This is a genomic window from Fulvitalea axinellae, from assembly GCF_036492835.1.
Taxonomy (GTDB): Bacteria; Bacteroidota; Bacteroidia; order Cytophagales; family Cyclobacteriaceae; genus Fulvitalea; species Fulvitalea axinellae.
The window spans coordinates 4440462-4463675 of record NZ_AP025314.1 but is presented as its reverse complement, the minus strand read 5'-3'; the positions used below and the strand labels follow the sequence as shown (position 1 = coordinate 4463675).

Sequence of the window (23214 nt, the reverse complement as noted above, 5' to 3'; positions counted from 1 at the left end):
CACGCAGTCTATTTACTTTATACTCTTTACCCTTTACTCAAATTATCTTACTCCACTTCGGCGTAGTCGCTTACCGGGATGCACGAGCAGTAGAGGTTACGGTCGCCGTAGGCGTTATCCACGCGGGCTACCGACGGCCAGAACTTGTTCTCGCGAACGAACCCGAGCGGGTAAGCGGCTTTCTCTCGGCTGTAAGAGTGGTTCCACGTGTCGGCGGTGATCGTGTCCACAGTGTGCGGCGCATTCTTCAATACGTTGTCCGTAGCGTCGGCGGCGCCTTCGGCTACTTCGCGGATCTCGATACGGATAGCCAACAACGCTTCGCAGAAGCGGTCCAATTCCTCGATTGACTCACTTTCCGTCGGCTCGATCATCAACGTGCCCGGTACCGGGAACGAGACGGTCGGAGCGTGGAAGCCGTAGTCCATCAAACGTTTGGCAATGTCCTCTACCTCAATACCGAATTCCTTGAACTGGCGGAAGTCCACGATCATTTCGTGAGCGCAACGTCCGTTGGCGCCGGTGTAAAGGATCGGGTAGGCTTCCTCAAGGCGGGCCTTGATGTAGTTGGCGTTCAGGATTGCGGTTTTGGTAGCTTGCGTCAAGCCGTCGGGTCCCATCATTGCGATGTAGGCGTATGAGATAGGCAAGATGCTGGCGCTGCCCCAAGGTGCCGCCGAGATGGATTCGATAGCCTGCTCTCCGCCTGCTTCCGGCACGAGCGGGTTGCCCGGCAAGAACGGCACGAGGTGCTTGGCTACGCCGATTGGGCCTACGCCCGGTCCGCCGCCGCCGTGAGGGATGCAGAATGTTTTGTGGAGGTTCAGGTGACAAACGTCCGCCCCGATGTTGCCCGGGCTGGTCAAGCCTACCTGGGCGTTCATGTTGGCGCCGTCCATATATACCTGTCCGCCGTTTTGGTGGATGATATCGCAAATTTCGATGACGCTCTCCTCGAACACGCCGTGCGTACTCGGGTAAGTGATCATCAAAGAAGAAAGGTTGTCTTTATGCTCTTCGGCTTTGGCGCGGAGGTCTTCCACGTCAATGTTGCCGTGGTCGTCGCAGTTTACGAGAACTACTTTCATACCGGCCATTACGGCGCTGGCAGGGTTGGTTCCGTGGGCCGAAGTCGGGATGATGGCGATATTACGGTGCCCTTCGCCACGGCTTTCGTGGTAAGCGCGGATAACCATCAGTCCGGCGAATTCGCCTTGGGCGCCCGAGTTAGGCTGGAGGGAAGTTCCGGCAAAACCGGTGATTTCGCTCAGCCAAGCTTCCAAGTTTTTGAAGATTTCGCGGTAGCCATGTACCTGATCCACTGGCGCAAACGGATGAACCTTGCCAAGCTCAGGCCAAGTCACCGGGATCATTTCCGAAGTGGCGTTCAGCTTCATGGTACATGATCCGAGAGAAATCATCGAATGCGTCAATGACAAGTCCTTGTTCTCAAGGCGCTTGATGTAGCGGAGCATTTCGTGCTCGGTGTGGTACTGCTGGAATACTTCGTGAGTCATATACTCCGAAGTACGGGCAAGACCTTCCGGCATCACGAAGTCGATCTCTTCGGTGATGGCCTGCAGGTCGTAACCTTTCTCGGCCACGTCGGCGAATATGCCCAACACGAGATCGAGTTCCTTAACCGTAGTTGTTTCGTCAAAAGAAACACCGATGTGATTAGTGTCGAAGTAGCGGAAGTTCGCTTGCTTTTCTTCGGCCACACGACGGATCTCGGCTTTTTCCTCGGCGCTCACTTCGATTTTAAGTGTATCGAAGAAAGTGGCGTTCAGTTGGGCGTAACCCAATGAGGCGAGCCCTTTGTCCAAAGCCTTGGTAAGGCCGTGGGTACGCAAAGCGATATTCTTAACGCCATCGGCTCCGTGGTATACGCCGTACATACCGGCCATTACGGCCAAAAGTACTTGTGCAGTACAGATGTTCGAAGTGGCTTTCTCACGTTTGATGTGCTGTTCGCGAGTCTGTAAGGCCATGCGGTAAGCCTTGTCGCCGTGGCGGTCTTTCGATACGCCGATGATACGGCCCGGAATCTGTCGCTTGTAGTCTTCGCGAGTTGCGAAGAAGCCTGCGTGTGGTCCGCCGTATCCCATCGGTACGCCGAAACGTTGCGCTACGCCCACTACGGCGTCGGCGCCCATTTCGCCCGGAGGCGTCAGGATAGCGAGACTGAGCAAGTCAGCGCTGGCCGCTACTTTCACTTCGTTGGCGTGCGCCGTCTCGATAAGTTCTTTGTGGTTGGTGACGGCCCCGTCGCTGTCAGGGTATTGGAACATTACGCCGTAAAGCGCCTCGTCCGTCAGGTCCAGTGTTGAGATGTCGCCGATTACGAGTTCCACACCGATAGGCAAGGCGCGGTTGCGCATTACGCTGAGGGTTTGGGGCAGCACTCGGCTGTCTACGAAAAATTTGTTGGCGTTGCCCTTCTTCTTCTTTCCTTTGCGGAGCGCGAGGAACATGCTCATGGCTTCCGCGGCGGCGGTGCCCTCGTCGAGGAGCGACGCGTTGGCGATATCCATGCCGGCCAAGTCAGAGACCATGGTCTGGAAGTTGATTAGCGCTTCGAGTCTGCCTTGGGCGATTTCCGCTTGGTAAGGAGTGTAAGCCGTATACCAGCCCGGATTTTCCAAGATGTTCCGGAGAATGACCGTGGGTGTGTGGCAGTCATGGTAGCCGGCGCCGATGAAGGACTTGAAAATTTTGTTCTTGGATGCGATGCTACGAAACTGTTCCAAAAATTCGGTTTCGTTAAGCGCGTCCGGTAACATCAGGTCTTGTTTGAGTCTGATGGCTTCCGGTACGGTTTGGTCGATCAATTCCTCGACATTACCGACTCCGACGGTCTCCAACATCCTGTCAATCCCTTCGTTTCCGGAACCAAGATGCCGTGGCGAAAAAGCGCCTTTAGCGTGCAGGTTGATTCTTGTCATCGCTTGATTTAGATACGTTTGTACGTGAAGATGCCTTACGGAAGTACGGCGAAAGGTTAGCGCCGAACCCCGGTGATTTCGCAGGTAAAGGTAATGTTAAAAAAGATCATTTGACATCTATTTTCTTCTAAAAAGATGTCCTATTCTCCGCATATTTTAGCCTGAAAATCATCTGTCTTCCAGTTGTGAGGGTAGGTGGGACTGTGGCTGTTGTGAAAAAGTTAAGTTTTGGGTCTTGTGGGGACGGTGTAGGTTTTCGGCCCGAAGAGCTACGAATTATACAGTCGCTGAATACTGGCCTATCTATTTTCGTGTCGCTGGTAACAGGATATCGGCATCTCGTAACATATGTTTGTAGATTAAAATGTTATTTGCTTATTTCGGGTGTCCGCATGAGGGGGAGATTATTCATAGTTACTATGATAGTGGTGTTGAAGGAGCCTTTAAGGCTCCGGCGGACATGTTTTTGAGTTGAACACGTATCCAAAATCCGGCGTCGGAGGGCTTTGCCCCTTCGGCGCTTTTATTTTCGAAAGAATCTGTATTTGCGGTAGCAGTATTCGAAAATTCCCGTAAGGCTAATCAGGGTCAGGATAATTCCCGCAAGCGGAATGACCAGGATTGTCCATTTGCCGAAGATGTCGTTCAGAAGTCTGGCGTTATGGAGCTCGAACATGTAATTCCAAAGTGGCATTCTGTAATCGCCGGCCATTGTTTTTGGCATCATAAAGGCGTTCATGTTCTGAGGCCTGTCTATCGGCAAAAGCCCCTGTCCGTGGGTGCTGACATAGCGTGTTCCGCCGGTCGTTTGGAAATATCCGGTGGTGATAAAGCGTCCGGGACGCTGGATGCCGGCGTACGGTTTTACTTTTTCGCCCGTAAGCGCGTCGGTTGCGTAGTCGTCGCCCTCTTTGTAGTTATAAAGTCCGTAAAACGATCCGACCAGAAAATGGCCGTCACCTTCGGGGCGCAGGACCGTACAGCCCATTGGGAAAATATTGACGCTCCAATCCAATGGCGTGAAATCCGATTTCAGGTCTGACTTGCCGGCCCAAAGGCCTTCGCTGGTGTCAATGATAATCCGGTCCGTTTCCGTGTCGTAGCAGGCGTTTCGGATGGTGTGGTACCAAGGGTTTTCCTCAAAATAGGAAGGCAACAGGATTGAAGGCGCTTTCCCGTTTGCCAAAGCGGCGAGCAATGGCGGACGCATAAAGGCTCCGGTGATTGACGTAATTAGGATAAAACCGCAAAGCCAAAAACCGATGCTGTTATGGTATTTGACAAAAAAGGCCATTCGCTTCTTTGTCGCTTTGTTCTTTTTCTTTTTTCGGAATATGAAAATGTAAATGGCCGAAACACTGAGGAAAACGGTGGCGAGTCCGACGATGTCGAAAACGATGCGGCCCGGGAGTCCCCATAGCCATCCGCTGTGCAGAGCGAAGGTGAAATCGATCAAACTCATGGAGTTTTTGTCTGGGCGGGGAAGGATTACTTGCTCGAATTCGCCGGAGGCTTTTTTTCTGAAAGCTCCGTTTTTGCTGATCGCTATTAGGCCGTTAGGAGTTTCCAATACGGCTTTTACGTCCTCTTTTTTATCGCCCAAAGGGATTTCTTTCCAATCCGTTTCGGATAGTTTTTTGGAGAAAAGTCCGCCGAAAGTTCCGGCGAAAGCCGTTTGGTTATGGATAAGCAGATCGTTGGTTTTTCGGAGGTAGCGGGATTCGGGGAATGCTCCGGCCATGTCTGGACGGAACGTAAAACCGCCATCATCGGAGCGCCAGACGCCTTGTTTTCCGGCCACGAGCAGTGACGATTCGTTTTTGGGATTGTAAACGGCTTTGATTAGGGCGCTTCGGTTCCAGTTGTAAGGATGGTAGCGTTCCGGGACCCAAGATTTATGTACGGACCAACCGGCGATTTCGGAAGGGTGGTTGAGCAGGATTCCGGAAAAACCCGTGTAAATGATAAAACCGGCCAGAAACAGCCCGAGGTATTTGTGCCATTTTTTTGACCAATTATATAGCCTTTTCCTTAGTCCGTTCCGTTTTTTATTGGCGGGTTTTCTGACCGTTTTTTTCTCTCTGATACCTTCCATTTACAGTTCCCTCTGGTTATGCGCTAAGGTACGGTAGCTGGCTTTTTTATCCATATGATTATGGTCACAAGGCATTGCGCCAAAACAAAAGCCATTCTGTCCTCTTTCAATTACATCGGCCTTTTTGCCGGGAAAAGAACTTGTTTCGCATAGCTTGGCGAGTCCGTAACCGGGCCGGCTAGGCTCTTAAAATAACGGGGATGAAAGAGAGAGATTATCTGGAATCGATGGAAAGTCATGAGGCTAAGGCGCAGTTTTACCGTTGGTTTGGCGTGTGGGAGCGCCCGGCGATGGGTTTTGCCCAAATAGAAAGCGCCTTGTCTCAGGATTTTGTCTTTACGGCCTCCAATGGCGATACGCTTGATAAAGCAGGCATGGAAGTGGCGCTTTCCGAAAGGAATATGGGCGAGTTGCGTTCGCACAGAGTGGCGCGCGTAAGTGTAACCGAGACTTCCGAAACCGAAGTGACGCTCACGGCGCGCGTATTGTTCCAGCTTTTGGATATTGAGGACAGGCTGACTTCCGGAATGCGGCATTATGAAGTAAAGCTGGAATGCAAAGGCAAGGCGAGTCTTCCGTTGATGAAAAGCGTGACGGTGACGAAATCCGAACCGGTGGATTCGGAAATATTCGAAGACACTTTTCCGGATAACCGTAGCCAAAGCTGCTTCTACTATTGGTTGTCGATGGTGGAAAATCCGGATTTGCGAAAAGCGAAAATAGCGGATTTGCTGGACGACGGATTTCTTATAAACACACTGGGTGGCGAGCGCATCAGAAGTATTCCGGAAGCGATGGATTGGTTGAACAAACGCGACTATCGTCAAGTGGCGGTATTCCCGCTAAGTACCAGATTGAGGCAAGTGGACGCGAAGTATTACGGTATTTCCTCGGACTACGATTTTAGGGGAATGAAAAGCGACGGACAGGAAAAAGCGGAATACTTACATTGTGATTGGGTACTTCTGGATTCGGGCGAAGACTTCACGAAACTCAAGGAGTTACACTTTTCCAAATTACGATAATGCGCTAAAATGATGACGAATGTGTTAAAAAGGCACTTTTGGGGAGGCAAATACGTTACTTTGAATACGAATCGCTTAAATTCGGGATGAGATAAAGGCGAGTATGACGAAGAAAGTAGCGGTAGTAATACTTAATTACAACGGTAGGGCTTTGATGGAAAAGTTCCTGCCTTCGGTAACCGATTATTCGGGGGATGCGGAGATTGTAGTGGTGGACAATAGGTCTACCGACGATTCCGTAGACTTTCTGCGTGAGCGATTCCCGGACGTGCGCTTGATCGTCAACGAGGAAAACGGCGGTTTCGCCAAAGGCTATAACGACGGACTCAAACACGTGGAGGCGGAGTATTATATGCTCCTCAACTCCGATGTGGAGGTGACACCGGGTTGGCTGGATCCGATTGTTCGCTTGCTAGACTCCGACCATGAAGTGGCGGCCGTACAGCCAAAGATACTTTCGCACGCAGAGCCTGAAAAACTCGAATATGCCGGAGCGGCGGGTGGCTACATCGATTCTTTGGCCTATCCGTTTTGCCGAGGCCGGCTGTTTGATCATACGGAAAAAGATTCCGAAACTTACGCCGACACCCGGCCTGTTTTCTGGGCCACGGGCGCTGCGCTGATGGTCCGTTCGGATGTCTTCCGCCAGTTAGGCGGATTCGACGAGGACTTCTTCGCCCATATGGAAGAGGTTGATCTCTGTTGGAGAATCCACCGGATGGGACGAAAAGTGTACTATTGCGGGGAAAGCTCCGTTTACCATGTAGGTGGCGGAACACTGGCGCAAGGGAATCCTCGGAAAACATATTTGAATTTTCGGAACTCGCTAAGCGTACTTTATCTGAATACTAAAGGAAGGCACTTGTTATGGAAGATGCCGCTCCGCTTGGGTTTGGATATGGTGGCGGCTCTTCGGTTTTTCGGAGGGGGCGTTCCCGGTGACGGCAAGGCGGTTTTGAAAGCTTTTAGGGATTTTACGCTGTCGTTCGCCGAACACCGTAAGAAAAGAAAAAAGAGAAAAAAAAGTCTGGCTTTCGTGTCGGATGCGCCCACTCAATATCGTGGACTGATAGTCTTTGATTATTTTGTGCGAAAAAAGTCCCGCTTTTCTGATTTGGGCTTTCAATCCGAGGAGAAAAACGCACGAACTTCAACAGGATTTTCCTAACTTAGTGGGCGTTGTTCCAGACTGTTGCCCTTGATTGGCTTGTTGCCAAAAGTGCGGTCTGGACTTTAGTTATACCAAAATTGGTTATAACGTTGCCTTAGGGCTTTCCGGATTTCCACCACGAATGCGAGAGAGATGTAAACGAGGAAAGAGGACCCTAAGGTGAAAAAACTGGAATAGATAAACCACAGTCTTATTTTATAGATCGGTAATTGGAATTTTTCGGCAAGCTTGGCGCATACGCCAAAGGCTTGATGGTCAATGAATTTTCGGATATTTTTCATGCTTGTCGGGGTCTTAATACCATTGGGTGGACTATTCTATTAAATTATTTCAATATACGGCATTTTTCTTTATGAGTTTTGCAATGCTTGTATTATAAGGATAATTTCGCTTTTAATTGCAACCAAATATAAATCCGTTTGTCAAGATGAAGATACGTATCCTCCCATTGATGTTAGTTGCGGGAGCCGCGACTTTTTCAGGGTGTACGCTGAACAAAATGGCCAAGCTCGCCAAAGAGCAGGACGTTAAAGCTACTCCCGATCCGCTTGAAGTACACGCCGACACCGTAGCTTTCGAGCTTTCAGCAGTGTTGCCGACTAAAATGATGAAGCCGGGTTACGATTACACAATCGACCCTTCATACAAATACGGAAGCAAGGAGATCGACCTTAACGATGTTACTTTCAAAGGTGACGATTACCCTGATAAGTCGGCTAAGCCTAAGAAGACTGAGTCGTTCGCTTTCCCTTACAACTCTGACATCACCAACGGTGATTTGGTAGTGGACGGTACTGTTACCACTAAGGCCGGCAAGGAGAAGAAAGCTATCAAGGATTTCGCTATCGCGAAAGGTTTGATCACTACTTCTACTTTGGTGGAGAACGTAGCCAACGCCGCTTACGCTCACCCGGGTTACACTGACGCTGAGGAGTTGGAGCCGACTTACGTTGAGTTCTTCTTCCCGCAAGGAAGCCCAAGACTGAACCTCTACATGTCGACTAACCGCGACGAGGCTAAGTCATTCAAAGCTTTCGTAGCTGAGAAAAACGTTACTCGTAAGGTTATCATCACTGGTACTCACTCGCCAGAAGGTACTGAGCGTGTAAACTCAAACTTGGCCGAAGAGCGTGCCCAAGCTATCGAGAAGCAGTACCGTACTTTGATGGGACGCTACGACTACAAAGGCGAAGCTGACAAGATCGACTTCGTATTGAAGCCAGTAGTTGACGATTGGGGACAGTTCAAAACTGTTTTGGACAGCTTCGACAAGCTTACTGCCGCTCAGAAGCAGGAGTGCTTGCGCATCGTTAACGGCGCCGGAACTTTCGAAGAGAAGCAGGACCGTTTGGCTGAGCTTCCCTTCTACAAGACTATCTTCAACGGTCTGTACCCTAAGTTGCGTAACGCTCGCACCGAGATCTTGACTGTTATCGAGAAGAAGCCTAACTCGACTATCGCTGTTATGGCCAAGCAAATCGCTAACGGTTCGCTTTCGGCTGACTCATTGTCAGACGGCGAATTGTTGTGGGCTGCTCACCTGACTCCTTCATTGGACGAGAAAGAGGCTATCTACAAAGCTGTGATCAAGAAATCAAACGCTTGGAAGGCTCACAACAACTTGGCGGGTGTATATGTAGCCAAAGCTGAAAAAGCTGAAGGTTCTGCGCGCAACAGCCTCGTTGAGAAAGCTATCAACCAAGCTCAGTCTGCCAACAGACAAACTGAGAGCCCAGAGGCTTACGCTAACTTGGCCGCTGCTTACTACCTGCAAGGCAACATTGCCAAAGCTTACGGTACTATCGCCAAGTCTGTGTCTTTGCGTCCTGATTCTTACTCGGCCGCCGCTATCAACGGAACTCGCGGTGCTATCGAAATCCGTATGGCTAAGTACGGCGACGCTATCGCTACTCTCGCTGCTTCAGACAAGACTGCTGTTAACGCCTTCAACAAAGGTTTGGCTCAGTTGCTGAACAAGGAGTATCAGAACGCTGTGGTTTCTTTGGACGAAGCTACTGAAATCAACGGCGACTTCGCTTTGGCTTACTATGTGAAAGCCGTAGCTTACGCTCGTCAGAACAACAGCTCTAAAGCTGTTGACGCTTTGAAAAAGGCTGTTAAGATCGACCCAAGCTTGAAAGCCAAAGCGGCTAACGACCTTGAGTTCTCTAAAATCTCAGCAAGCAGCGACTTCACCAACGCCGTGAAATAAGCTCGATCCGAGATTATAGATAAGATTTATAAGGCCCGTCCCAGTGACGGGCTTTTTTTTATATGGGCGTTCGAATGCGTCGAGGACGTTTGTTTATTGTTTCCCAAGTCTTAAATTTACACGTCCTTTGAAACAACTATCAGCTAATAACACCATGAGACAGATACAATTTCGGGAAGCCCTTAGGGAAGCGATGAGTGAAGAAATGCGTCGCGATGAGAACGTTTTCCTCATGGGCGAGGAAGTTGCCGAGTATAATGGCGCATATAAGGTGAGTCAGGGAATGCTTGACGAGTTCGGCGCTAAGCGAGTGATCGACACTCCAATCACCGAGCTTGGCTTTGCGGGTATCGGCGTAGGAGCGGCCATGAATGGCCTCCGTCCAATCGTCGAGTTCATGACCTTCAACTTCTCGCTCGTGGCCATTGACCAAGTGATCAATGCCGCCGCCAAGATGCTGTCCATGTCGGGTGGCCAGTTCCCTATTCCGATGGTTTTCCGCGGACCTACGGGTAACGCCGGCCAGTTGGGTGCCCAGCACTCCCAGAACTTCGAAAACTGGTATGCGAACTGCCCTGGTCTGAAAGTAGTGGTTCCTTCTAACCCAAAAGACGCCAAAGGCTTGATGAAAGCGTCTATCCGTGACAATGACCCTGTGATCTTCATGGAGTCGGAGTTGATGTACGGAGACAAGGGGGAGGTGCCTGAGGGCGAATACATCATTCCGATCGGCGTGGCCGACGTTGTTCGCGAAGGTACTGACGTGACGTTGGTGTCTTTCGGAAAAATGATGAAAGTGGCTAACGCCGCCGCCGAGGAGCTTGCCAAAGAGGGCGTAAGCGCCGAGGTGATCGACCTTCGTTCCGTACGTCCGTTGGACTACAAGACTATCGTGGAGTCTGTGAAGAAAACCAACCGCTTGGTTATCGTTGAGGAAGCTTGGGCTATGGCGTCTATGGCTACCGATATCACGTACCACATTCAGCAAAATGCTTTCGATTACCTTGACGCTCCTGTACGCAAGGTAAACAGCTGGGATGTTCCGTTACCATACGCCCCAACTTTGATCGAGGCTATCTTGCCAAACGTTGAGAAGACAGTTAAAGCCGTAAAAGAGGTGATGTACTCGTAATCATCCTTTTCCGCAAAAATATTGCGACTAGCAAAAAAGGGCCGTCCGTTTGGATGGCCCTTTTTGTTTTGCCCTTGATTTCCACTTTTTGTAAAATCCCCTTTAGAGGCTGTTGTTCCCGGGTTTGGACGTACACTCTAGGAGAGTGCCGAAAAGCATTGTGGCGGGCTTGAAAACGCTTTTTGGAGACGTTTATATAACGACTCCGAGATTCCCTTCCCGAATATAGCCTGTCCGTCCCTCCCAAGTCACTTCATACCAAATGTCTTCCTTGCCGATAACCTTCAGTTTATTGCCCTTCGGAACTTTCAAAGAACCGTCCGCGGCGGACGAAGGGCCGTCCATTAGCCAAGCGTTGTCGTTTAGGACAATGCCTTTGGTGGGGGGTATGGAGGAGAGGTTGAGCTCAAGGGAAATACCCAAGGTAGTGAGGCAAAGGAAGGTCCCGCCCAAAATCGGTCGGATATTTTTTCTCTTACGTAAGAAAAAAAGTATTCCGGAGAAAAAAATCAGCAATGCCAAGGCCGATATATTTATGACCGACCGTTGTGTCCGCATCCAATTGAGCACACGTTCCCGGTCGGAAAACTCGTAGCCAGACAGCTCGTGCTTCTTGGCTATGGTGTTTATTCTTTCCAAAGTCGAACGACTGCTAGTGTTCGAATAGTACAAATTAAGGAAGTAAAGGTTTTTTGCGTAATTACCCCCCAGTTCGTATATCAAGGCCATGCGTAACAGCATTGAATCAGAGTACTTTTGCTCTTTGGTGAAGATGTCTTCGTATATCGTCAGAGCCTGCTCATATTGGCTTTTAGAAAACAGGGAGTCCGCTTTTGCTAAATTTTCCCTATCTGCGGAGAAGCCTTTTTGGGCTGAACAAAGGAAGATAAGAAGCGAAAATAATTTGATAATTTTCACAGAGAAGTTTTGGCTTTCAAACATAACCGACTACATTTGCAGTCCAATTACGGAAAACGACAACAGAAATTCAAGTTTGGCGTTTATCCCTTTACGATTCGATAGCTCAGTTGGTAGAGCATCTCCCTTTTAAGGAGAGGGTCCTGGGTTCGAGCCCCAGTCGAATCACGACTCTTCGGAGTGGAATAAAAAAGAGGGCCTTTAGCTCAGTTGGTTCAGAGCACCTGCCTTACAAGCAGGGGGTCACTGGTTCGAATCCAGTAGGGCCCACAACACATTGGTTAGATTCGATAGCTCAGTTGGTAGAGCATCTCCCTTTTAAGGAGAGGGTCCTGGGTTCGAGCCCCAGTCGAATCACGACTCTTCGGAGCAGAATAAAAAGAAGGGCCTTTAGCTCAGTTGGTTCAGAGCACCTGCCTTACAAGCAGGGGGTCACTGGTTCGAATCCAGTAGGGCCCACAGACACATTGGTTAGATTCGATAGCTCAGTTGGTAGAGCATCTCCCTTTTAAGGAGAGGGTCCTGGGTTCGAGCCCCAGTCGAATCACGACTCTTCGGAGTTAGGATAAGAAAAAGAAGGGCCTTTAGCTCAGTTGGTTCAGAGCACCTGCCTTACAAGCAGGGGGTCACTGGTTCGAATCCAGTAGGGCCCACAAACACATTGGTTAGATTCGATAGCTCAGTTGGTAGAGCATCTCCCTTTTAAGGAGAGGGTCCTGGGTTCGAGCCCCAGTCGAATCACGACTCTTCGGAGTAGAATAAAGAAGGGCCTTTAGCTCAGTTGGTTCAGAGCACCTGCCTTACAAGCAGGGGGTCACTGGTTCGAATCCAGTAGGGCCCACAGACACATTGGTTAGATTCGATAGCTCAGTTGGTAGAGCATCTCCCTTTTAAGGAGAGGGTCCTGGGTTCGAGCCCCAGTCGAATCACGACTCTTCGGAGTTAGAGTAAAGAAAAAGAGGGGCCTTTAGCTCAGTTGGTTCAGAGCACCTGCCTTACAAGCAGGGGGTCACTGGTTCGAATCCAGTAGGGCCCACAGACACATTGGTTAGATTCGATAGCTCAGTTGGTAGAGCATCTCCCTTTTAAGGAGAGGGTCCTGGGTTCGAGCCCCAGTCGAATCACGACTCTTCGGAGCAGAATAAAAAGAAGGGCCTTTAGCTCAGTTGGTTCAGAGCACCTGCCTTACAAGCAGGGGGTCACTGGTTCGAATCCAGTAGGGCCCACAACACATTGGTTAGATTCGATAGCTCAGTTGGTAGAGCATCTCCCTTTTAAGGAGAGGGTCCTGGGTTCGAGCCCCAGTCGAATCACGACTCTTCGGAGTAGAATAAAGAAGGGCCTTTAGCTCAGTTGGTTCAGAGCACCTGCCTTACAAGCAGGGGGTCACTGGTTCGAATCCAGTAGGGCCCACAAAGCCGGTTTGGAATTTTCCAGACCGGCTTTTTTTATACCTATTCACCGTCATCTTGTCCGATTTTTCCAAAAAATAAAACCCTCTCTGCTGTTTTTGTCTTTTGAATACAGTATCACTCATTTTCCAAATTCAGAAGAATGTCAAAAACAGTTATTATTTCCGGAGCTGCGGGCGGATTGGGCCGTGCGGTAGTCGAATCATTTCTTAAGGCAGATTACCAAGTGGTGGCGTTGACGCAGTTGGGTTTGCCGGATCAGGTCAAGTTTCTGGAAGAGCGCTTTAAGGATAACGGAAAGTTGGAAATAGTGCCGATGGACGTGACCAGGGAAGAGGAAGTGGGGCGGAATATGGAGGTATGGGAAAAGAAATACGGGCATGTTGACGCCGTGGTTTCTTTGGTCGGAGGATTTATGATGGGCGATTTGGAAGCGACGGATGAGGCTTCGATTGACAAAATGGTTTTTCTGAATTTCAAAACGGCTTTTCATCTGGCCAAACAAGGTTATTCGGTCATGAAGCGGAATAAGGGAGGCCGTATAGTCTTGGTAAGCGCCCGCGGAGCTTTTGACATCAACGCGGCCCACGGTAGTGTGGCTTATTCCATCTCGAAGGGAATGGTGAAGCACCTTGCCGAAATCATTAACGAGAGTGGACGGAAACACAACGTGCGGTGCTCTACGGTGGTGCCCAACATCATCGACACTCCGCTGAACAGAAAAGCGATGCCCGATGCCGACTTTGACAAATGGGTGAAAGCCGAGCAAATCGGGGAGGTGATCAGGTTTGCGTGTGATCAGGAAAATGACTTTTTGGCCGAACCGGTATACAAGGTTTACGGAGAGTACTAGAGGATAAAGTTGTTTATGGGGATGAGGAAACCGGTCATCGCTTTATGCGGGGTCGGTTTTTTTCTTTTGAGGCCTTTTTTCATCTTAAAAATGAATAACACTTTTGATCGATCCTTAGAGCCTTTGTTTTTATAAGGGGTTTCCGAGCCTATTCCGCTCCGTGAATTTATGCTAAGCCGTTGGTTTGCCGTATTTTTAGACTTGTAGCCAAAAGGGCTTCCTTATTTATCTCAAATAATCATATCGCAATGATTAGGAAAACGATTTTTTTAGCACTGCCACTTCTCCTGTTGGCGGTTTTCTCAAAAGCCCAACAAAGGGCCGAAGCCGAAAAGCTGACTTTTTCGGACTTCGAACAGCGCTGGACACCTGTAGGTAGAGGGGACGCCGAAGTTTTGGACGGCGAGGTGTTGAGGTTGAAAGACGCTTTTGTTAGCGCTTCGGGTCACGAGCACGAAAATTTTGAAATGCGCTTTAAGGCCAGGGCTCCCAAAGGCGAGAAAGAAGCCATGATCTGGGCCGGTTTCGCTTTTGCGGATAGGCAAACCCGCTATGCCTTCGCTTTGCGTGGCGGTAATGCCGACGATGTATACCTGTGTCGTTACGAGCCGGTGGGCAAAGACAAAATGCTGGCTTTGCGTCCTGTGGCTTTTCATCCCGTGCCGGGCACTTGGTACGATCTGCGCATCACGCACTGGAACGGCAAGACTGCTATTTTCTTGGGCGATGAAAAACAGCCTTTGGTTAAAATCAGCGAAAAAGAGCCATTGTCTCCGGGTGGAATCATCTTGGGTGGCGGTTACGTAACCACCGAATACCGCGACGTTACGGTAAAAGCCTTGTCGGCTTCGGAGATGTCGGCTTTGGACAACGCCGAAACCAAACCGTTGCCGGGGCTCACAGCTTCGCAAAAAGAGGCCAAACGCAAGAAACAACGCGCTAAATACAGAGCGAAATCAATTAGGGTAAACACCAAGGGCCGTACGGAAATTTCGCTTGACGGCAATTGGCTTTTTATGCCTGAATACGACGCTCCGGCAAAAGCCCAGAATCCTTCTGAGGCTGATAATGATTGGCACGTAATGGAAGTTCCGGGATTCTGGACGCCAAAGGGCAACTGGATGCACATGGAAAAAGCCGGGCATATGCCGGACAACCATAGTGGCGTATCGGACAATTACCGCCAAAAGGAATTGGAACGTTGCGGAAATTATACCTTCGATTACCAAAAAGCCACGGGCGCTTGGTACAGGCACTGGGTGAATGTTCCGAAAAACATCGGCAACAAGCGGGTTAAGCTTTATTTCGAGGCCGTTTCCAAAATCGCTTCGGTATGGGTTAACGGACAAAAAGCCGGCGACCACGTAGGCATGTTCGGCGATTTCGGTTTTAATGTGACGGATTTGCTCAAGCCGGGCAAAAACCTCATCGCCGTAAACGTAAAAGCCCAATGGAAGAAAAAAGATGACGGATCGGGTGATGAATTTGTGGCCCGCGCCGTTTCGGTGGACGTGACCAAGGATATGCTTACCTCGCTTCCGCACGGTATGTTCAAAAACTACGAAGGCGGTATCTGGCAACCGGTAAGCCTTGTGATCACCGATCCTGTCCGTGTGGATGATATTTTCGCAAAAACCCGAACTGACGGGGCCGATATGGATATTTCGATCCTGAATTCGGGCGAAAGCAAAAACATTGAGGTTTCTTACGAAATCAGGGAAAGCGGAAGCAAAAAACTGTTTTTCTCTTCTGAAAAAGGACAAGCCGTTAACATTGGCGCCGGCGAGACCAAAACCGTAACGCTGTCTACGCCTTCGCTAAATCCGAAACTGTGGACGCCGGAAACGCCGAATTTGTACACGCTGACGGTAAACGTACTCTCAGAAGGCCGTAAAATCGACAGCAAGACCATAACTACCGGTTTCCGGACCTTCGGCACGGACGGTAACCGTTTTATGCTCAACGGGCATCCTTACCGTCTGATGGGCGCCAACCACCCTCCGTGCGGCATCGCTCCGACGGACGAGAAATTGGCGAACAAATTTTTCAAGATGATGCACGACGGCAACCAGTTAGCTACACGCTCGCACGGTTCGCCTTTTACCAGCGTCTGGATGGACGCCGCCGACCGCCAAGGCGTAGGCGTAAGCTACGAGGGAACTTGGCCGTGGCTGATGATCGGCAGTATGCCTGACGGCCAATTGTTGGAGATCTGGAAAGAGGAAATGTTAGCCTTGGTGCGCAAATACCGCAACCACCCGTCACTTCTCGTTTGGACTGTGAACAACGAGATGTATTTCACGATGTTCTACCACAACGATCCGATGGAGGTTCGCTTGCGCAAATGGAAAGTGCTCAGCGACGTGATCAAGGAAATCCGTAAGCTGGACCCGACACGTCCGATTTCCGCCGATTCGGGTTATGCCAGAGTAGAGGACGATTACGAGAAGATTCTCAAGCCGAATAACATCGACGACGGAGATATCGATGACCGCCATATCTATTTCACTTGGTACAACCGCGATTTCTACCAAATCTATAACGGCGACTGGGCCAAGCGGATTTACTGGACGCCGGGAGCTAACGCCGACCGTCCGTTCTTCAGCCAGGAAGCGTCTACCGGATACCCGAACAACGATACCGGCCACCCGACACGTAAATACATCTACAAGCATTACGTTCCGCACGCTTGGGTAGGCGATTGGGCTTGGGAAGACAAAGATCCGTCTTACTTCCTGAACCGTAACGCTTTTATGTCGAAAGAACTTTGCGAAGTGATCAGAAGAACCAGCCCGATGAACTCCGGCGTATTGTTCTTCGCCAACGTATGCTGGTACCGCGACGTGTACGACGCAGACAAAATCGAGCCTTACCCGGTGGCCGAGAGCATGAAAAAGGCTCTGGATCCCGTATTGGTAAGCGCCGAGCTCTTCGGGCGTAATTTCTGGGCCGGCGATGCCGTGAATCCTGATATTTACATCGTAAACGACAAAGCTGACGGTAGCGACCTGAAACCGGGCAAAGTGTTCTGGCAAATCGTTTCCGGCGAAGAGACTTTGGCTTCTGGCGAAGTGTCTACCGGATCGGTTGAGAATTACGGAATCGAGAAATTCTCTTCCCAAATCCGAATTCCTGAGAATATGCCGAAGCTGAAAGGGACATATCAGCTGAAGCTCGATTACAAAGTCGATGGAAAATCGGTGAGCCAAAACGAATACAATCTGACTGTAGCCAAAAAAGAATGGGCGGAGTTGAAAGACCGCAAAGTGGCGTTGTTTGACCTTACTGGCGACACCCGCAAGGCTTTTGACGCGCTGGGCGTACCGTACCGTAATTTGGACGATTTGACGCAAATGCGTTTTATCGCTCCTGACGAAACGCTCGTTGTGGCGAACCTAGACGCCGAAAACGAAGTGCCTTACAACTGGGAAGATGTGAAGCGTGTGGCTTCGAACGGAACGGAAGTTCTGTTGATTCACCCGGGCAAACACCTGAAGTGGAACCACGGCAACGTAGTGGCCGGATTGTACGAGCGCACGGGCCGAATCGTGAATATGCGCATTCCCGAGTCGCCGATTTTCGACGGAATCGATCCGATGGAGCTGAGCTGGTGGCGCGCCGAAGGAAGAGACATTCCGATCGCTTGCCGAAGATCTTATACATTCAAAAAGAAAAATGGCGTGACGGAATTCGCAACGTATTTGCGTCCGCACGTTTACTTGGGCAATCCGCAAGAGCAGTTGAAAGACATGTCCGGATCGCCTTTGGTTGAGATTAAGGTAGGATTGGGCCGAGTGGTGGCCAGCGAAATGGAGCTGAACTCAGCGGATAAAGATCCGGTAGCGGCCAAGCTGTTGGTGAATTTGATCAAAAACCTGGAGCCCGGCGTAAAGTATAAGCCGATGCCGAAGGAAAAAGCTCAGGCCAAAAAGTAATCAGGCCTGTCAGGCTTAGAATATTTGGAATAAAAAAATGCGGGCGGGAATCGATCCCGTCCGCGTTTTTGTTTCATATGGAAAATGAAAACCGAAGCCTTAAAGGCTCATCATTTCCTTGAAGCGGGCCGCTTGGCGTCGGCTGACTTCGATTTTTTCTCCGCCTTTCAGCTCCACCAGCAAACCGCCGTTGAACCACGGTTCGATTTTCTCGACCCAGCTCAAGTTGATGATATGCTTTCGGCTGGCCCGGAAGAAGTGCTTGTCGTCAAGTTTTTCGTCCAAAGCGTTGAGCGAGCGGTGAATCATCGGCCTGTTTTTGTCGAAGTAGACCTTCACGTAGTTTCCGTCCGATTCGAACAAACGGACTTTCTCAAGACGGACAAACCAGCAACGGTCACCGTCTTTCACAAACACTTGGTCGTGTACGCTCAAAGGTCCCCTTTGCGAACCGCCGGCTGATTCCGGCTCTTGGCCTTTGGCTTCCCGCTCTTCGCTGAATTCGGCTTCCAGCTTTTTTACGGTTTCCGCCAAGCGCTCAGGGTGCACCGGCTTCAGCAAATAGTCGAAAGCGTTCACCTCAAAGGCCTTGATGGCGAATTCGTCGTAAGCGGTCACAAACACCACCTTCGGAAAGAAATCCAGTGTTTCGAGAAGTTCGAAGCCCGTTTCGCCGGGCATTTGGACGTCCAGGAAGATGAGGTCCGGTTTTATTTCGTCGATTTTGTTGCGCGCGTCCTCGGCATTGACTGCTTCTGCAACAACATCCACAATCGGATGCGCTTCCAAAAGACTGATCAACTCCTTGCGCGCCAAACGTTCGTCATCGATGACAATCGTCTTCATTGGCGCTATTATTTTTACAGGTTGTCGATATTTTATTCCTATTCGGATTCAAAATAGCAAATAATACTCTGAACCCAAATCATAACTTAGTTACTTAGTTTTCCAAAATTCCCGCTTTGCTTACCTGCTCGGGAATTGTCAATTCCACCAAAACCATCTCTTCGGATTCATTGCGCAGAGAAAAAGAGGCTCTGTCTCCGTAAATCAGCCTCAGGCGTTCCTTCGTGTTTTCCACGCCGTATCCACCGCCGGTTTTTACCCGTGGCTTCTCGGAAACGCTGAGCTGGCCACTGTTCCTAATGCTGACGCATAGGTTTCCGTGGCTGTCCATATGCGATTCGAAACGGATAACGCCACCTTGGGGAAGCGTGGAAACACCGTGTTTAATGCCGTTTTCCACCAATGTCTGCATCATCATCGGAGGAACGGAGACGGACATACATTCCGGATCAATGTCCCATTCCACGCGCAGGCGTTCCTCGTAACGGATTTGTTCCAAAGCCAAATAATCCCGTACGGTTCTCACTTCGTCTTGAAAAGAAATCAGTTTTTTTCTGCTCATGATCAGCGAATTCCGAAGGATATTCGAAAGTTGGGTGATGGCCTCCTTTGCGTTTTTGGGTTCCTCGTCCACCAACGCTCGTATACTGTTCAAAGCGTTGAACATAAAATGTGGGTTCAGTTGCGATTTCAGCTTGTTGAGTTCCATCTCTTTGATCGCCGCTTCGTATTTCAACGAGGCCTTGTAGCGTTCGAAGTAATGGTACATCAGGTACACGACGTTCCACAACAGATAAATCGCACCTGTGGCAAAGGTAACCAGAACGACTGCTGAGAACGTGAAATCCTCATTGACTGAAAACTGCCCCGTAGCCTTTTCCCACACCGTATTGAACAGGAAGTTGGAAACGCCCAAAAGGATGGACGCCGGCAGAATGCGGGGCATTACGCTTTGGAGCTTCAGTTCCAGCCAACCGCTACGGACTAACCAGTTCCTGTAGTAATGGGTGGATAGGAAAAAATAGGCGGCTATGGCCAAACCATTCGCCAGTTGCAGACTGTCTTGGCGGTTGCCCCCGAGCCATACCAGCAGATGGACCATGGCGTAGGAACCCCAGCCGGCAATCTGAGAGATCCAGTATAAATTGTATTTCTTCATGTCTTGTGTGTTGTCCGGGAAATGTATGCAACATTTCAATCTAAGGGAAATATCTTTCTATTAAAGGCTAGAAAATACCGTTAAAGGCTAATGCTGTATTCGATGTTTTCAGCAAAAAAAATGTCATTCAAAAAACTTATCATTAATTTTGGGCGTAGATATCCCTTGCGGACAGGGCTTTGGGCGCTTGTCCGGAGTGTTGCATGTCTCAGGACGGAAAACCCTAAAATCGTCTGAAAATGATCGAATTACCCGTAATCCCCGAAGAGGCGACAAAGAAGCGGAAGAAACCCAACTGGTTGCGTGTAAAGTTGCCGGTAGGCAAGGAATACGCCAAAGTGCGGGGTATTGTCGACGACCATAAGCTCCACACCATTTGCGAAAGCGGCAACTGCCCGAATATGGGAGAATGCTGGGGCGCAGGCACTGCCACGTTTATGATACTTGGCAATGTGTGTACCCGCGCGTGCTCGTTTTGTGCGGTGGCCACCGGACGTCCGCCGGAATATGACGAGGACGAGCCCCGGAGAGTGGCCGAAGCCGTGAAGTTGATGAGCGTAAAACATGCCGTACTCACTTCGGTAAACCGTGACGAACTCAAAGATCGTGGCGCTGAGGTTTGGTACCAGACCGTAAAGAAAATCAAAGAAATATCTCCAGAAACCACCATCGAGACCTTGATCCCCGATGTGAAAGGTACTTGGGATGCGCTTTATCGTATGATCAGCGCCGGCCAGGAAGTGGTTTCGCACAACGTGGAGACTGTCGAGCGACTTTACCGTCGTGTACGTCCGCAGGCCAAATACGCGCGAAGCATCGAGCAGTTGAAGCTGACCAAAGAATATGGCCAGCGAACCAAAACCGGCATTATGCTCGGTCTTGGCGAGACTGACGACGAGGTGTACAAAGCGATGGACGACCTCGCCGCCGTTAATCTCGATGTATTGACTTTGGGCCAATATCTCCAACCGACCCAAAGACATATCGAAGTGGCGGAGTTTATCCACCCTGACAAATTCGCCCACTTTAAGGAAGAAGGCGAGCGTCGCGGAATCAAGTATGTGGAGTCCGGCCCGTTGGTTCGCTCTTCATATCACGCCGAGCGTCACGTTTCGGTGTAAACACAGCGGAGTATTTGAAGTTAAAATATTTGGAAGCGTCTCATGTCGAGACGCTTTTTTTCTTATCGAATATGCGGAATATCAAAGCGATTGTGGAAACGGCCCTTGCCGAAATCGGGGAGCTTTACGATGAGCGCGAAGCGCGGAACGTTGCGGGCCGGTTGCTGGAAGATTTGTTCGGAATCACAAGGATGGACATTCTGACGGACAGACAAATGAATTGGGGCGAATCCGAGGACGAACGATTTTCGGAAGCTCTACGGAGGATTGCTACTGGCGAGCCTCTGCAATACATAGTTGGCAAGGCGCCGTTTTATGGCCGGGAGTTTTTGGTGAATCCAGCCACGCTGATTCCTCGTCCGGAAACGGAAGAGCTGGTAGATTTGGTAATCAAGGATAACCAAGGCTTCCGTGGGCGCATTCTGGATATTGGGACTGGGACAGGCTGTATACCCATAACCTTGGCGGCTGAATTGTCCGGTTGCCAAACGGAAGGCTTGGACATCAGCGACGGGGCTTTGGATACGGCCCGAAAGAATGCGGAAGCGCTGGGAGTCGACACGGTTTTTAGAAAATCCGATATCCTTACGGACGAATTGGAAGAGAATACTTACGATATCATCATCAGTAACCCGCCTTATGTGCGCGATTCCGAAAAAGCCCTGATGCACCGGAATGTGCTTGAGCATGAACCGCACACCGCCCTGTTCGTTTCCGATTCCGATCCGCTATTATTTTACAGAAGAATAGCGCACTTAGCCAGCGAGGCCTTAAGGCAGAACGGCCGATTGTATTTTGAGATAAACGAGGCCTTCGGCGAAGCGACCGCCGAGATGATGAGACAGTCCGGTTTCCATCAGATCCGTATCCTTAAGGATTTGCAGGGAAAAGACAGGATTGTTGCGGGAGAAATACAGGCCCGATTCTAACAGTTTTTTATACATAAAAGCAAATTTGTTATTATTGAACTATTTGTTTTTAAACAAACTGATATTTCTTTTTTAGTATTAAAATAAAATCTTGTCTATGTTAGATACATAATTGTCATTAAATTTTATAAAAGATTTCAATTCATTAAATTCGTTTGAGTAAAATAGAACTATAGAGCATTCGGTATGAATTTGAGATTGGAATCGGAGTTTGGCAGGTTAAACGCGGTGATAATGCACCGGCCTGGCGACGAAATTGAGATGTTGACACCGGACAATATCGGGGAGTTTCTGTTTGAGGACGTCCCGTATCTTGAAGAAATCCAGCGGGAACACGACCAGTTCTCGTCCTTGATACAATTGTCGACACAAGCCAAAGTGTTTCGTTTGACAAGCCTTTTGCGTGACGTGCTTCGGAATGAGGATTTGCGTTTTGAAGCTTTGAGGTCGGCCTTGAAGCCGAAAGGTTACGAGCATGTAGCCGAAGAATTGATAATGAGGCTCTCGGCGGCGGAGGTGGCGACATCGCTTGTTGCGGGAATAAAGATGAAAGGGCTGAGAAGGAAGTGTAATCCGGAAACGCTTAAAAGTTTGAGCGATCAGGATTTTCTCTTGACGCCCGCTCCTAACTCGTATTTTATGCGCGACCCGGCGGCCATTATCCAGTCGGGGGTGGTTTCGAGCCACATGAAGTTTGCGGGGCGTCAGCGCGAGGCCAATATTATGCGTCTGATTTTCGAAAACCACCCGTTGTTTAAGGATACTTACGAGAACGCTTACAATACTTCGTCGTTCGGTGAGGAGATTCCGAATATCGAAGGCGGAGACGTGATTGTCCTTTCCAAAAAAGCCTTGGCGATCGGTAATTCCGAGCGTACGGACAACGAGGCGATCTACCAAGTGGCCAAGCACGTGTTGGCCAACAGCGATGTGGAACGCGTATATGACGTTCACCTGCCAGCGAAGCGTAATTTTATGCACTTGGATACGGTATTTACGATTATCGATGAAAATCTGATCGTGACTTACCCGAACGCGATGAAGATGAAACTGACGACTCGCGTTTACCGGAAGGAAGGCATTGACGCCAATGGCGAGGCGATTTTGAGTTCGGAAGTGACGAACGAATCGGTGATCGATTTGCTTCGTCACGAAATTCCTCATTTGGAAGTGATCGAGACGGCGCAAGGTTATCCGGAGTACGCTTCAAGGGAGCAATGGTACGACGGCGCCAACGTATTCGCTATCGGCCCGAGACAGGTGATCGCTTACAACCGAAACAAGTATACGAACCGGGCTTTGCGCGAAGCCGGCGTGGATGTTCTTGAGATTCCGTCTTCCGAGTTGTCAAGAGGCTTGGGCGGTCCGCGTTGTATGACAATGCCGTTGGATAGAGAACCTGTTTGATATAGTTTCCCGAATTAGATTTCCCCTGATAAAACAAAGCCTTGGTCGTAATGC

Annotated in this window: 15 protein-coding genes and 14 tRNA genes; 23 read left to right on the top strand and 6 right to left on the bottom strand. The window is 49.8% G+C overall.

Annotated features, from left to right (window positions below; genetic code table 11):
- Positions 1-47: 47 nt before the first annotated feature.
- Together gcvP and AABK39_RS17360 are read right to left on the bottom strand one after the other, a co-directional pair.
- On the bottom strand, positions 48-2945 hold the full coding sequence (gene gcvP, locus AABK39_RS17365) for an aminomethyl-transferring glycine dehydrogenase (RefSeq protein ID WP_338392580.1): 2898 nt from the start codon (positions 2943-2945) through the stop codon (positions 48-50).
- 523 nt (positions 2946-3468) lie between these two features.
- Positions 3469-5040 (bottom strand): PepSY-associated TM helix domain-containing protein, encoded by a 1572-nt coding sequence (locus AABK39_RS17360; RefSeq protein WP_338392579.1) that lies wholly within the window; start codon positions 5038-5040, stop codon positions 3469-3471.
- Between the two features lie 200 nt (positions 5041-5240).
- Between AABK39_RS17360 and AABK39_RS17355 the strand changes: the two genes are divergently transcribed.
- Both AABK39_RS17355 and AABK39_RS17350 read left to right on the top strand, forming a co-directional pair.
- Complete coding sequence (locus AABK39_RS17355; RefSeq protein ID WP_338392578.1) at positions 5241-6065, top strand: hypothetical protein; 825 nt, start codon at positions 5241-5243, stop codon at positions 6063-6065.
- A 103-nt stretch (positions 6066-6168) separates the two neighbouring features.
- Positions 6169-7233, top strand: a complete 1065-nt coding sequence (locus AABK39_RS17350; RefSeq protein WP_338392577.1) for a glycosyltransferase family 2 protein — start codon at positions 6169-6171, stop codon at positions 7231-7233.
- 65 nt (positions 7234-7298) lie between these two features.
- On the opposite strand, the gene AABK39_RS17345 is transcribed toward AABK39_RS17350, so the two are convergent.
- The gene (locus AABK39_RS17345) at positions 7299-7517 is read right to left on the bottom strand and encodes a PspC domain-containing protein (protein WP_338392576.1); all 219 of its coding nucleotides are present in this window, start codon (positions 7515-7517) and stop codon (positions 7299-7301) included.
- Between the two features lie 146 nt (positions 7518-7663).
- Here AABK39_RS17345 and AABK39_RS17340 point away from each other — a divergent pair, with 146 nt between their 5' ends.
- Both AABK39_RS17340 and AABK39_RS17335 read left to right on the top strand, forming a co-directional pair.
- Positions 7664-9448 (top strand): tetratricopeptide repeat protein, encoded by a 1785-nt coding sequence (locus AABK39_RS17340; RefSeq protein WP_338392575.1) that lies wholly within the window; start codon positions 7664-7666, stop codon positions 9446-9448.
- A gap of 127 nt (positions 9449-9575) precedes the next feature.
- The gene (locus tag AABK39_RS17335; protein ID WP_338392574.1) at positions 9576-10580 is read left to right on the top strand and encodes a pyruvate dehydrogenase complex E1 component subunit beta; all 1005 of its coding nucleotides are present in this window, start codon (positions 9576-9578) and stop codon (positions 10578-10580) included.
- Between the two features lie 192 nt (positions 10581-10772).
- On the opposite strand, the gene AABK39_RS17330 is transcribed toward AABK39_RS17335, so the two are convergent.
- Positions 10773-11522 carry an SH3 domain-containing protein gene (locus AABK39_RS17330; protein ID WP_338392573.1) on the bottom strand — a complete coding sequence of 250 codons (750 nt, stop codon included), beginning with the start codon at positions 11520-11522 and terminating at the stop codon, positions 10773-10775.
- Between the two features lie 71 nt (positions 11523-11593).
- Between AABK39_RS17330 and AABK39_RS17325 the strand changes: the two genes are divergently transcribed.
- The 16 genes from AABK39_RS17325 to AABK39_RS17250 all read left to right on the top strand — a co-directional run bounded on the left by AABK39_RS17325 (position 11594) and on the right by AABK39_RS17250 (position 17698).
- Positions 11594-11666: transfer RNA gene (locus AABK39_RS17325), tRNA-Lys, on the top strand.
- A 27-nt stretch (positions 11667-11693) separates the two neighbouring features.
- Positions 11694-11768 (top strand) — tRNA-Val (locus tag AABK39_RS17320).
- A gap of 14 nt (positions 11769-11782) precedes the next feature.
- Positions 11783-11855 (top strand) — tRNA-Lys (locus AABK39_RS17315).
- Positions 11856-11882: 27 nt separating this feature from the next.
- Positions 11883-11957, top strand: a tRNA-Val gene (locus tag AABK39_RS17310).
- A gap of 15 nt (positions 11958-11972) precedes the next feature.
- Positions 11973-12045, top strand: a tRNA-Lys gene (locus AABK39_RS17305).
- Positions 12046-12076: 31 nt separating this feature from the next.
- Positions 12077-12151 (top strand) — tRNA-Val (locus tag AABK39_RS17300).
- 15 nt (positions 12152-12166) lie between these two features.
- A tRNA-Lys gene (locus AABK39_RS17295) sits at positions 12167-12239 on the top strand.
- 25 nt (positions 12240-12264) lie between these two features.
- A tRNA-Val gene (locus AABK39_RS17290) sits at positions 12265-12339 on the top strand.
- A gap of 15 nt (positions 12340-12354) precedes the next feature.
- A tRNA-Lys gene (locus tag AABK39_RS17285) sits at positions 12355-12427 on the top strand.
- Between the two features lie 32 nt (positions 12428-12459).
- Positions 12460-12534 (top strand) — tRNA-Val (locus tag AABK39_RS17280).
- A 15-nt stretch (positions 12535-12549) separates the two neighbouring features.
- A tRNA-Lys gene (locus tag AABK39_RS17275) sits at positions 12550-12622 on the top strand.
- A gap of 27 nt (positions 12623-12649) precedes the next feature.
- Positions 12650-12724 (top strand) — tRNA-Val (locus AABK39_RS17270).
- Positions 12725-12738: 14 nt separating this feature from the next.
- Positions 12739-12811 (top strand) — tRNA-Lys (locus AABK39_RS17265).
- Positions 12812-12836: 25 nt separating this feature from the next.
- Positions 12837-12911 (top strand) — tRNA-Val (locus tag AABK39_RS17260).
- 141 nt (positions 12912-13052) lie between these two features.
- A complete protein-coding gene (locus tag AABK39_RS17255) occupies positions 13053-13763 on the top strand; it encodes an SDR family NAD(P)-dependent oxidoreductase (RefSeq protein ID WP_338392572.1) in 711 nt (236 codons plus the stop codon).
- A gap of 248 nt (positions 13764-14011) precedes the next feature.
- Positions 14012-17698 carry a glycoside hydrolase family 2 protein gene (locus tag AABK39_RS17250; protein ID WP_338392571.1) on the top strand — a complete coding sequence of 1229 codons (3687 nt, stop codon included), beginning with the start codon at positions 14012-14014 and terminating at the stop codon, positions 17696-17698.
- Between the two features lie 99 nt (positions 17699-17797).
- Here AABK39_RS17250 and AABK39_RS17245 read toward each other — a convergent pair whose 3' ends face one another.
- Positions 17798-18544 (bottom strand): LytR/AlgR family response regulator transcription factor, encoded by a 747-nt coding sequence (locus AABK39_RS17245; protein ID WP_338392570.1) that lies wholly within the window; start codon positions 18542-18544, stop codon positions 17798-17800.
- 94 nt (positions 18545-18638) lie between these two features.
- Positions 18639-19703 carry a sensor histidine kinase gene (locus AABK39_RS17240; protein WP_338392569.1) on the bottom strand — a complete coding sequence of 355 codons (1065 nt, stop codon included), beginning with the start codon at positions 19701-19703 and terminating at the stop codon, positions 18639-18641.
- Positions 19704-19942: 239 nt separating this feature from the next.
- Between AABK39_RS17240 and lipA the strand changes: the two genes are divergently transcribed.
- The 3 genes from lipA (at position 19943) to AABK39_RS17225 (ending at position 23160) form a co-directional block, all read left to right on the top strand.
- Entirely contained in the window at positions 19943-20824 is an 882-nt protein-coding gene (gene lipA / locus AABK39_RS17235) for a lipoyl synthase (RefSeq protein WP_338392568.1), read from the top strand.
- Positions 20825-20838: 14 nt separating this feature from the next.
- Positions 20839-21753: a peptide chain release factor N(5)-glutamine methyltransferase gene (prmC, locus tag AABK39_RS17230; protein WP_338392567.1), complete on the top strand. Its 915-nt coding sequence runs from the start codon at positions 20839-20841 to the stop codon at positions 21751-21753.
- Between the two features lie 186 nt (positions 21754-21939).
- A complete protein-coding gene (locus AABK39_RS17225) occupies positions 21940-23160 on the top strand; it encodes an arginine deiminase (protein ID WP_338392566.1) in 1221 nt (406 codons plus the stop codon).
- Positions 23161-23214 lie beyond the last annotated feature (54 nt).